Origin of the sequence: Heyndrickxia sp. MSNUG, from assembly GCF_049532715.1 — a bacterium.
In the GTDB taxonomy this organism is placed as follows: Bacteria; Bacillota; Bacilli; order Bacillales; family Cytobacillaceae; genus Mesobacillus.
Genome location: NZ_CP150978.1, coordinates 2,021,411 through 2,031,182 on the forward strand (window position 1 = coordinate 2,021,411; position 9,772 = coordinate 2,031,182).

Here is a 9,772-nt window from a genome sequence, read left to right on the forward strand (position 1 = left end):
CTTTCCCAAAATTATACGAAAGTTTCGCAAAAAGTTGGTAACTCTGACAAGCAGCATCTCATAGGCTATTAACACGAAAGCGACAGTGTAGTTTAACGAATGCTAGCACACTTTCGGAAGTGTTTCGTCATTCTATCGTAATCACACTCGTACAAGTAGAAACGGCAATATAAAGCGAATATAGAAATCTGTTAAGAATGAGCGAAGCGGGAAGGGGAAGGAGGGGAGCGCGAGGGGAGGAAACCAAAAAAGCCATGCGGTTGGCATCGCATGACTAATTCGGAGGTAATTCTATGAAGATAAGAACGTTGTATCTTTAGTATAGCCGAGCTAACTCAAAAGCGTATATAGGGGAAATGCCTAAAAATAATGAACGTTAATTGAACGAGGAGGAATCATCATGTTATTTACACCAACGTTATTACTGGCCGGTGGGGCAACAATCGTCCTGGCTGCGGTCGACAAGACGCTCGAAGATACGGGCTACCATTTGGTCGGTACTATATTGCGCATTGCTATACCGATTGCGGCGTTTGCTGCCGGTATCTATTTCATCGAAACTAATCCGCTGCTTCATTGGTTAGGCCTATGAACTGGCGCATGACATTGGCTAAACTGAACGCTCGCCGTAAGCTAATTAGGACGTTTAAGACTGCCGGTATCTATCGCACGATTGAAGGCACCGAACACGACCGCTTTATCTATCCGAAAATCCACGACGTAATCCTTTCCGATAACTGTACTCGACTAGTATTCTCGCTACCTAACGGCCTCGATCCGAAACTTATAACGAAAAACTTCTTCGCTTTCCAACAGTTCTATGGCAAGAATATCGAAATTAAAGGCGAAATCAAGACGTTCGAATTAATCGTCTATCAGCACGCACCTTCTAGCGACTTACCTTACGACTATGAAGCAATCAAACCGCATATTGACCGTCACAGGCTCGGAATTATTTGTGGTCAGGATAGGAACGGGCGTTATGTCGCTTTTGACCTTCTGAAGCAGCCACATATTTTAATAGCTGGCGAAACGGGCAGCGGTAAGTCAACGCAGCTTCGCTCTATATTAACAACGTTCATAATGACGAAAAAGCCGAGCGAGATAGAGCTTTATCTCGGCGATTGTAAGAGGCAAGAGTTTCATATTTTCCGCAAGGTCGAGCACGTCCAGGCGGTTTATAGTAGCGCCCGGGACATCAGCTCTATGTTGCGTAAAGTCAGCGTGGAAATGGATCGGCGGAGTAAATTAACGGAAGTTTTCGAAGTCAGCCACGTCGACGACTTGCCGGCCGACCAGCGTGTGCCTTATATCGTAGTGTGTATCGATGAATTCGTAATGCTTCGGAATGATGCCGAGATTATGGACATTTTAACGGAAGTCGTAGCAATAGGCAGGTCGCTTGGTGTGCTCGCTATTCTGTCGATGCAGCGGCCGAATGCAAAGGTGCTCGATACGACTATTCGCGCGAATCTGACCGTCAGCATGGGTTTTAAATTGCGGGATGCCATCGAATCCAAAATCGTTAATACGCCTAACGCTCATTTAATCGAAGCGCCTGGCCGGTTTGTAATGAACAGCGACAAACTTTACGAGCTTCAAGCGCCTTACCTTGAAATGGAAGAGGCGAAGCGATTGTTAAATCCGTTTATGATTTCAAAAGGAAAAGTGAAGGACGTAACGCCAAAAGAAGAAGCGCCAAAACAGTTAACCGAGGAGGATGTATTCGGATGTTAACGAATAGAGATAAAGCGATAATAGAGGACTTACGAAGGTTTCGATGTTTAGACCGTGATTCCATTGCTGAATTACATTTCGCTGGCTTAAAAAAACCCGTGCATAGTGCAAATAACGTCTTACTTCGGCTATTACGCGACGGCCAAGTAACACGCTCGAATATTTACACGCCTTACGTTTACTTTCCGGCCGACACACCTATTAAGAAGACTTCGCAAAAGGTCGGTCATTTCCTCGCTATCCTCGACGTATATAAAGAGCTCCGCAAGCTGGGCGACCTAGGAACGTTTATGGTTGAGCCGAAATACGGTAAGAAGGGTGTCGCCGAGCCAGATGTTTATTGCCAGTATCGACGCACAGGTTTTTTCGTAGAGGTTCAGCGAACAGTATATAGCGAAAAGCAGATGCGCGAAAAACTCGATCGTTATGTCGACCTGTATAACTCCGGAATTATGGCGTCGCCTTTCCCTCATGTATTAATTCTCGGCAATCATCGGTATACGATTGATGGTGATTATTCTTTTCGCATATTCCAAGCGAATTCATTTACGGAATTTGTTCAATCGCTAAAGCAGCAGCAACCGGTCAAACAGGTGGAAAGTAAAGGCGTCAAAATTAAAATCGGATAATAAAAAAGCCGCCGAAAGGCGGTTTATTTCGTTTCTATGGCGATCAGCTCGCGAATGTCTTCTATTCCTAAAGCATCGGCAATTTTCTCGAGGTGTTCTTTATTAATTGATTTTCGTTGATTATTGTATAACTCGCTGATAGCTGCTGGCCTGATTCCGGTTATTTCAGCTAGTTCTTTCTGCGTTTTATTTTTCTCCGCAAGAACCTTATCTAATGTGATTAAAATTCGTTTCATCCTCACTCACACCCCATAGTTTATAAGCCCATTATAATATAAGCGGAAAAATTTCGCAATTACGGAATTTTGTAGTTGACATTACGAAATAACGGAATTATTATAAAGACAGGCATAAAATTACGAAATAACGGAAAGGTGGTGAAGCGATGGGTTACTTAGTGGCCGCGAGCATTACGGTATATATCGGTCTAGTTATCATGGGTATTTTTGCGATAGCACCAAAGCATGTAAAAGCTGAAGTACAGGATTTTTTGCAAAATATTTAAGGAGGTAATGAAATGGTTCAGAAAATCAAAGTGATTTATGTAGCAAGTGGCGATCCTGATTTCGGCACTCTGGAAGATACGGCGATATTATTATCCGAGGGTATGGTGCTCGATAATAAGTACGATGAAAACGAAGCTTTAATTTACATCATAGAAGAAACAATCAAGCCATGCGAAACACTTACGATAGACCGCTCTACATGCAAAAGATTCTACATTAACTTTTTCGGACGCTATGACGATGTTGATTTCGAGTTTCTTGCGAAATGTTCTTTTGTCGAACTGGTGCGTCATTTTGCCAAATAAAAAGCCCGGTGGAATGGCAGTTCCGACCGAGCCTCAAAAAATTATATCGATAAGGAGAATTATAACATGATTAAAGTTACGGTTCAATATGTTTACGAAGGAATGTTCAGTGCTAACGAAAATGAAATCGGCGTTTACTTCCCGGCAGAAGGTCGCGTCTTAGTCGCTGATAATAACGGCATGGTTTCGATTCATAACTGCAAACCGACGGGCCAGCCTAACGTTGTTCAAATCGATTTAGATAATGACGGGGACGATTTTAGCGAAGACAATCCGGAATATGTAGTATCGCTAATTATGTCATCGGTCGAATAAACCGGCAGCGCACGCGGCAACGTGCGAACGCTTTATTTCCCTCGACGGCGGCGGCAACCGGTAGGCAACGTCGAGTTACTTTAAACGAAGAGGGGAAACGAAAATGAACTTATCAGAAATCTGTTTCGATAAATTAGAGGCTTTATGTAAGGAAGTCCGCCAATCACATGAAAAATTAAACAAGGCGCAGTCGGCAGTTGACCGCCATATTAGTGACATCTATCATCAAATCGAGCGAAGTGAAGGTTTCAATATGAGTGAAGGCGACGCATACGCCAGGAAGTTAAAAGAGGCGCTACATAAACGCCGTTTAATAAAGGATGAGCTTGCAAGGCTGTATCCGGTATATGATGTATTCCGTAATGGTATCGACGAAGTAGACGATCACTACCGCCGAGCAGTTCGGAAATCATTTAATCGCGAGTTAGCGTTGAAGGAAAAAGTGAACCTCAGTGATATATTCGAGGAATTTGGAATCGAATATTAAACGATAGCCGCTCCGTGCATAATAAAGGCGGAGGTGACGCGGATGAATATCAAAGAAATAAAGCCGTCAAAAGAGCAATGGGATAAAGTCTATCCGATAATTGAAAAAGAAATTGAGCGTATAACAAAGGAACAGCAACAAAACGTCAACCGAAAATAGGTTGGCGTTATTTTTTTTTGTGAAAAAGTGCGCCGATTAGATAGTTAGCGGGACATACGTATTGAAAGGGTGTCCGAGATAGCGATTAGCATCGACATACGGGTAAGGACAAAAATATTTTTTTCGCCAAGAATGTCCGAAAACACTGGCTAGGTATGTATCATCGGTTGAATGGTGATGCGCAGATTGACTTAGTTATTCCTATGTTTTTATATAAGGTCAATTTTTCTGCGCTGTTTTGCAGTCAGGCCGTTATTATTATGTGTTGGTATCTCCGCGGCATTGTCCGCGTTCAAATAAAAAATCGGAGGGGTCAAAGTTGGAGGAAAAGTATAAATGCGTTTTGAGTATTAAGGTTGCGAAGGAACTGGTCACAAAGGATTTTAAATTAGTCGACATTGAGCCTAGCCGACGCTACCCAGGCAAATTAGTTTTTGTATTTTTGAATACGTCAGAGTTGGACGCTGAATTAGCGAAATTTGAAAGGAAGTGATAATTCGATGCCAAAACAGCCAAACGCGAACAGCCGGAAATTGCTTTACGCAAAATTTAACGATCTGTACATTCAGACGCGCAGCAAGTACCTCGTTCAATTTCCTGACCGCTACGTAACGGTAAACAAGAAACACGGCGGCAGGGCGGTCGCCTTAAACGACAGCATGCTCGTTACGCATCTTGACGGCAAGCTGACTTACGGAATTTTCAACGGAGGCTATTTCAATAAGTTCATAACGTTCGACGTCGACTTTAATGACGCTGGCAATGCCCGCTGGGCTGCACTAAAACTAATCGACGTGCTAGTCCGAGAGTTTCGTATAAACCACCAGGACATTCACGTTAGTCTTAGCGGCAGTAAAGGGTATCATATCGATTTGTTCTTCGATAAGCCGGTGCCAGTCCGTGAGATACGCGCCTTTTTCGAACAAGTTATCGCGACAGTTGGCGCCTTACCTGATGGGCAAATCGAATTCCGGCCAAGTTGGACGCAAGGTGTTAAGTTACCGCTCGGGATTCATCAGCGCACGGGCAATCGCTGCTGGTTCGTTGATAATGAAACGCTGGCACCGATTAAGTCTTTCGGCTACTTGCTCGATGTACAGCCGATGGATGCCTCGATCATAACTGACGCAGACTTCGGATTGACGGAGGAACAGGCGAGCGAGTTTGAGGCGATAGCGACTGAAACGAACATTATGGCAAACGTCGTCGACCAATCTGCGGCATTGCAAAAAGCTCGCCGAATACTTGAAGCCGGCCGACTGACCGAAAGCAATACGCGCCATTCTGTGACGTTTGCGCTTGCGTGCTTTTATAATTCGCAAGGATTTGAACAGGTAGACGCGGTTGAAGCGATAATGGACATTTTGACGGCAACTCCACGCGAGTATTTCAGCGCCGACAGCAAGCCGGAATATTGGTTAAAGGAAGCAGAAAGACTCGTCGCCTATGCTTACGAAAAGGACATAAAACTGGGCAACGCCGACAAGCCAGTCCGAATCTATAAATCGGAAATTCTAGCGGTCTTATCCTGCGGTGCTTTCAAACGTAAGCAAATGCTTTACTCCATGCTGGTAACGAGTAAACGATATGGCTCGACGTTCTACCTTACGACCACGACAGCGATGAAAATGATCGGCACAACATCGCGCGACACCGTGCAAAAAGCGATAAAAGACCTCGTTAAAGACGGGTTCGTTGAGTATCGGCGCAAAGGTGAAATCGATAAGGCGCAAAGTCGCGAAACCGGCCAGGTGCGTTGCAAGCCTAATAAATATCGATTGCTACTTCCGGAAATCTCCGAAGGTGAGCCGTATGTAGAAGTTTCAAATGAGCAGTCCGTTGTAGATGTGGCGCTAATGCTTTGCGATGCAAAGGAGATTCGTAGATACGTTAAGCGGCGTGAATACGACAGTAAATGGCGGGATAAAGGCGCTGTTTAATACTCCTATATAAATATATAAGTTATTCGTACCGTTTTTGTACAAAACAAAAAACAGCCAAAAAGGGGAATGAAAATGACAGCCAAAAAGGATCGGGATTATGGAAAAGGGGCAATCGAATTTGCGCAACAGTATATAAACGGGTTAAGTATGGCGGAAGCGCTGCCGGTTTTACAAGCGTTAAACAGAGGTGAATTACACGACCGGTCAGACAAACGTATTAAGCGGTGCGAATTTTGCGAACATCTTTGGCGTGATGATAGCTTACGTAATACTAAGCGGACATGTTCGAACGAATGTAAGACCGGAGTAAAGACGTTGCAAAGGCGCCAGCAAAGGGCTGACGATGCGTTATTAAATCCGAAGCCGAGAAAGCACACATTAATGGACGATTATATCTGGTGGTTAGAATACCCGTTTTGGATTCACGAATATTCGATGATTAAAATTGGATGGAAATTCGAAAGGCCGTCAGGTGTAGCGCTAATGGATTACGTAGAAACGAGCCGAGAAAGAATGTGCGAAGGTAATCGTAAGAAGCCCAAACGACACGTTAATTATCACGGTGATGATCGCGATTTATTTTAAGTGGCGACAAAAAGGTATTAGTAGGAAGGCCGTGACAGGCCGGTATTTTTTAGCGGCGAAACGGAATAAAGGAGGGGAAAACGAAATGAACGGAATGAAAGCGAAGGCAATCCGCTACTATCTGGGTGAGTCAATGGAGAAGTTTTCAAAGAGAATCGGTGTTGCTGCATCTACTATTTGTGCCATCGAGAACGGTCAGCGAGAAGTTTCTGATTATGTACGTGCTAAGTTGGTGCGCATTGAGTCGGGATTGCCTGGGGATTTTTCTCTTTTTTACGAAAGGTTCAGAACAAGCGCGTAAGTCTCCAAAATAAGTATATGTCAACTATCCGATGATGTTAAGAAAGCGAGTGAGAAAAGTGAGCGGAGAAAAAGCAATACACGTAATTTTTTGTGTTCCAGGACGCGACTATCCGCATCCCCAGAAACATTACCGCGCGTGTCACCGACGGTACTGAAACGAAAATCTTTACGTTTGGCCCGCATTGTAGCCGTAGACACATTAACGAAATGATCCCGCGGTTATGGCAAGACTTTCACTTTGATGCTCGACGAAAAAAGAGGTGAATTGAATGAGCGACAAGAGAGAAACGATTGCTTCATTAGTGTCCTATCTACAGGCGCTAGTTGAAGTAAGTAAGCACACTGACGTTCGTGTGTTTAGTGAAGTAAAACGCACTATCGGACAGATTGAAAAAATAATAAACGAATAAGGGAGCGAATGAACGAATGAATGGGCTAATCAAGAATGAATTAGACGAAATTAGAGAGTTACTGAAAAGTATAAACAACAAAATCGATAAAACATTGGAAAAAGGCGGAACGAAGTAATGGAAAAACAAACTTGCCGTATTTGTAACGAAACAAAGGAAATTACAGCGTTTGAGGTCGATCGAAGATACACCGGTACAGGACATCGAACAACAAGGTGTAAAAGTTGTAAGATGAAATCCTATGATAAAGCTGCGCATGCATATAAGAAACTATGTCAGCGAGCAGAACGCGACGGCCAAAAGGTTGAAGTTACTTTAAATCAAGTAAAGGCACTATTTTCTGCATACGATGGGCGCTGCGCTTATTGTAACGCCATTGAAAGCGAAGAGACTGGTACGTTTCATCTGGAGCATGTAATTCCGAAATCAGTCGGCGGTCGCCATCATATTAGCAATCTCGCAATTTCATGCGGAAAATGCAATTGCATGAAAGGAAGCCTTCCGTTAGTCACTTTCATGTTCAATAACGAGGATCGTTTCGTCCGGGATAACTTCGGCATGATTGCACAGTTTGTCGCGATTACATCGAAGCAACCAGTCCAGGACGTCGTAATGAGTATGGCGCATGACCACGTTGAATATGAGTATAAGCGAATTATAGGTGATATGGATGCAAATTTACACGGATAAACGTGGCGCTCTTGAGAAGCTAATCGATGACGCAAACTATGAATCTATCGCAGAGATTTACGACTTTGATGGGCGCCTTATTGGCGGACTATTTCGCCCGAAAGAGGTGAGTGAATGAGTCGTAAAAACGCAAAGGATACGCGCTTTGATGGTATGAGCCAGCGAGAACAGCGAAAGCTTGAACGCATTAAAAAGAAGAAGAATCCACGCAAAGACAACCTCGATTGGACGACACGCCTGTTTGCGAAACTTAACCAAGCGGAGGACGAAGCGAATGAACAGAGTAACGATTGATATGACCGTCAAACGATTCGATGATGGTTTCGGTGTCGGTGCCGAATACAAAATCGATCGCCAGGCCGTAAAGGTCGCAAGCCTGTTTTATCCGATTAACGAGTACGAATCGACTTACGCTTGTTTGCGTGCTGCCTTGCCGGAGTTATTAAAGCACGCTGAACGGCCGTTAGTAATATTTCGGTCGGGTATTTCACAGTTTGCGAGTCGTGACCGGTTAAGTCGATCGCTTGAAATACTAGCAAATCAAGACGAGAAGACGGTCGTTTTTAAGCGGTGGTATAAGCCGTCGAGTGCAAGCGACCTGGCTGACGATGCAAGGGCACGGCGCAGTTCAATCATTATCGACGTTTAAAAAGGTGTGATAGGAAATGGATTACAAGCAGGAGTATGAGCGTTTGCTGGCTGAAAACGAAAAGTTAAAGGAGTCAGCGACAAAGAAGAATGAAGAAAACGAAAACCTCGGGCGCGAAACATACTTGCGTCTAAAACAAAAAGGGAAAATTAGAGGGGGAAAATTATAATGACATATCAACCTATTAAAAAAATGTTTGGACAAACAAATATGCACTTTGCTTCAGTTGAGGAGTTTGAGAAATTCAAGCAAGAAAACCCTGACTTTGACGTTGCTGGAATTTTCGGCAGGAATCGTGATGGATTGAGCGTTATGTTTAACGAGATGAAGTATATCATCCATTTTGCGAATGAGTTTGACCGCTATGACTTCGTTAAGAACAATAAGGATTATGAAATCGAAGGAATAACAAATTACAATGGACGTCCTTCTGCTTGGGTGAAACCTAAAAAATAAATAACTTTCCATCCGCTGTCGGCTTGGTCATCCGATATGATGGAACGCGTTTCTTTGTTGGACTGGGTCGTTGTTTGACGACTAAGGGAGCTGCCTTTCGGGTGGCTCTTTTTATTTTCAAAAAATCAAAAGGAGGAGTCGAAATGAACAGTTTACAAGATGTCGCTGCGATACTCACCGAAGTAAAGCGCATTGGCGACAAAATGGCAGCTGATTCCCGAACTGGCTCAACGATGGAAGATGCGAAAGCAATTTTCCGGCAAGCAGAGCGCAGTTTCAGCGAATTACAGACGCGAGTAAATGCGCTAAAACTTAGTCGCGAAGATCGGCAGCATATGAGGTTATTGCGCAAAGGTTTAGCGATCGCTATTAAGGCGAATCAGCTTGGCGTTAAAGGGAAGTACGGCCAAGCACAACTAAAAGGCGACGAGGCAGCGGGATTAATTGTCGAGTATACAAGGCGGGTGATCGGTAATGTCTAATATGAACATTTCGTTCACGATATCGGCTCCGAAATCGTCTGGGCCAGTTGCGGAGTAATTCGCTTCTAAAAATACCGCGTGAATTCGGGGAAGGCTCAGCGCATAATGGCGGTGCT

18 protein-coding genes are annotated in these 9,772 nt (G+C 44.0%); 17 read left to right on the forward strand and 1 reads right to left on the reverse strand.

The genetic code is table 11. The features are described 5' to 3' along the window. Window positions 1-400: 400 nt before the first annotated feature. The 3 genes from AABM38_RS10040 to AABM38_RS10050 are packed head-to-tail and all read left to right on the forward strand — an operon-like array spanning window position 401 to window position 2,366. Window positions 401-592 carry a hypothetical protein gene (locus AABM38_RS10040; protein ID WP_423410235.1) on the forward strand — a complete coding sequence of 64 codons (192 nt, stop codon included), beginning with the start codon at window positions 401-403 and terminating at the stop codon, window positions 590-592. Continuing rightward, window positions 589-1,737, forward strand: a complete 1,149-nt coding sequence (locus AABM38_RS10045) for an FtsK/SpoIIIE domain-containing protein (protein ID WP_423410236.1) — start codon at window positions 589-591, stop codon at window positions 1,735-1,737. The genes AABM38_RS10040 and AABM38_RS10045 overlap by 4 nt, the downstream gene beginning before the upstream one ends. Next, complete coding sequence (locus tag AABM38_RS10050) at window positions 1,731-2,366, forward strand: hypothetical protein (RefSeq protein WP_423410237.1); 636 nt, start codon at window positions 1,731-1,733, stop codon at window positions 2,364-2,366. Before AABM38_RS10045 ends, AABM38_RS10050 begins: the two co-directional genes overlap by 7 nt. A gap of 23 nt (window positions 2,367-2,389) precedes the next feature. On the opposite strand, the gene AABM38_RS10055 is transcribed toward AABM38_RS10050, so the two are convergent. Further along, entirely contained in the window at window positions 2,390-2,602 is a 213-nt protein-coding gene (locus tag AABM38_RS10055; protein ID WP_423410238.1) for a helix-turn-helix domain-containing protein, read from the reverse strand. Window positions 2,603-2,883: 281 nt separating this feature from the next. Between AABM38_RS10055 and AABM38_RS10060 the strand changes: the two genes are divergently transcribed. The 14 genes from AABM38_RS10060 (at window position 2,884) to AABM38_RS10125 (ending at window position 9,656) form a co-directional block, all read left to right on the forward strand. Further along, on the forward strand, window positions 2,884-3,177 hold the full coding sequence (locus tag AABM38_RS10060; protein WP_423410239.1) for a hypothetical protein: 294 nt from the start codon (window positions 2,884-2,886) through the stop codon (window positions 3,175-3,177). 66 nt (window positions 3,178-3,243) lie between these two features. Further along, the gene (locus tag AABM38_RS10065; RefSeq protein WP_423410240.1) at window positions 3,244-3,492 is read left to right on the forward strand and encodes a hypothetical protein; all 249 of its coding nucleotides are present in this window, start codon (window positions 3,244-3,246) and stop codon (window positions 3,490-3,492) included. A gap of 103 nt (window positions 3,493-3,595) precedes the next feature. Beyond that, complete coding sequence (locus tag AABM38_RS10070) at window positions 3,596-3,979, forward strand: hypothetical protein (protein WP_423410241.1); 384 nt, start codon at window positions 3,596-3,598, stop codon at window positions 3,977-3,979. Window positions 3,980-4,638: 659 nt separating this feature from the next. After that, window positions 4,639-6,078 carry a TOTE conflict system archaeo-eukaryotic primase domain-containing protein gene (locus AABM38_RS10075; protein WP_423410242.1) on the forward strand — a complete coding sequence of 480 codons (1,440 nt, stop codon included), beginning with the start codon at window positions 4,639-4,641 and terminating at the stop codon, window positions 6,076-6,078. Window positions 6,079-6,153: 75 nt separating this feature from the next. Beyond that, window positions 6,154-6,666 carry a hypothetical protein gene (locus tag AABM38_RS10080; RefSeq protein WP_423410243.1) on the forward strand — a complete coding sequence of 171 codons (513 nt, stop codon included), beginning with the start codon at window positions 6,154-6,156 and terminating at the stop codon, window positions 6,664-6,666. Between the two features lie 85 nt (window positions 6,667-6,751). Continuing rightward, a complete protein-coding gene (locus AABM38_RS10085) occupies window positions 6,752-6,967 on the forward strand; it encodes a helix-turn-helix domain-containing protein (RefSeq protein ID WP_423410244.1) in 216 nt (71 codons plus the stop codon). A 271-nt stretch (window positions 6,968-7,238) separates the two neighbouring features. Further along, the gene (locus AABM38_RS10090) at window positions 7,239-7,379 is read left to right on the forward strand and encodes a hypothetical protein (protein WP_423410245.1); all 141 of its coding nucleotides are present in this window, start codon (window positions 7,239-7,241) and stop codon (window positions 7,377-7,379) included. 231 nt (window positions 7,380-7,610) lie between these two features. Next, complete coding sequence (locus AABM38_RS10095) at window positions 7,611-8,069, forward strand: HNH endonuclease (protein WP_423410246.1); 459 nt, start codon at window positions 7,611-7,613, stop codon at window positions 8,067-8,069. Further along, a complete protein-coding gene (locus AABM38_RS10100; RefSeq protein WP_423410247.1) occupies window positions 8,050-8,187 on the forward strand; it encodes a hypothetical protein in 138 nt (45 codons plus the stop codon). Before AABM38_RS10095 ends, AABM38_RS10100 begins: the two co-directional genes overlap by 20 nt. Next, complete coding sequence (locus tag AABM38_RS10105; protein WP_423410248.1) at window positions 8,184-8,363, forward strand: hypothetical protein; 180 nt, start codon at window positions 8,184-8,186, stop codon at window positions 8,361-8,363. Before AABM38_RS10100 ends, AABM38_RS10105 begins: the two co-directional genes overlap by 4 nt. Further along, window positions 8,344-8,718 (forward strand): hypothetical protein, encoded by a 375-nt coding sequence (locus AABM38_RS10110; RefSeq protein WP_423410249.1) that lies wholly within the window; start codon window positions 8,344-8,346, stop codon window positions 8,716-8,718. Before AABM38_RS10105 ends, AABM38_RS10110 begins: the two co-directional genes overlap by 20 nt. A gap of 16 nt (window positions 8,719-8,734) precedes the next feature. Next, complete coding sequence (locus AABM38_RS10115; RefSeq protein ID WP_423410250.1) at window positions 8,735-8,887, forward strand: hypothetical protein; 153 nt, start codon at window positions 8,735-8,737, stop codon at window positions 8,885-8,887. Continuing rightward, entirely contained in the window at window positions 8,887-9,174 is a 288-nt protein-coding gene (locus AABM38_RS10120; protein ID WP_423410251.1) for a hypothetical protein, read from the forward strand. The genes AABM38_RS10115 and AABM38_RS10120 overlap by 1 nt, the downstream gene beginning before the upstream one ends. A gap of 143 nt (window positions 9,175-9,317) precedes the next feature. Beyond that, window positions 9,318-9,656: a hypothetical protein gene (locus AABM38_RS10125; protein WP_423410252.1), complete on the forward strand. Its 339-nt coding sequence runs from the start codon at window positions 9,318-9,320 to the stop codon at window positions 9,654-9,656. The last annotated feature ends 116 nt before the right edge of the window (window positions 9,657-9,772 follow it).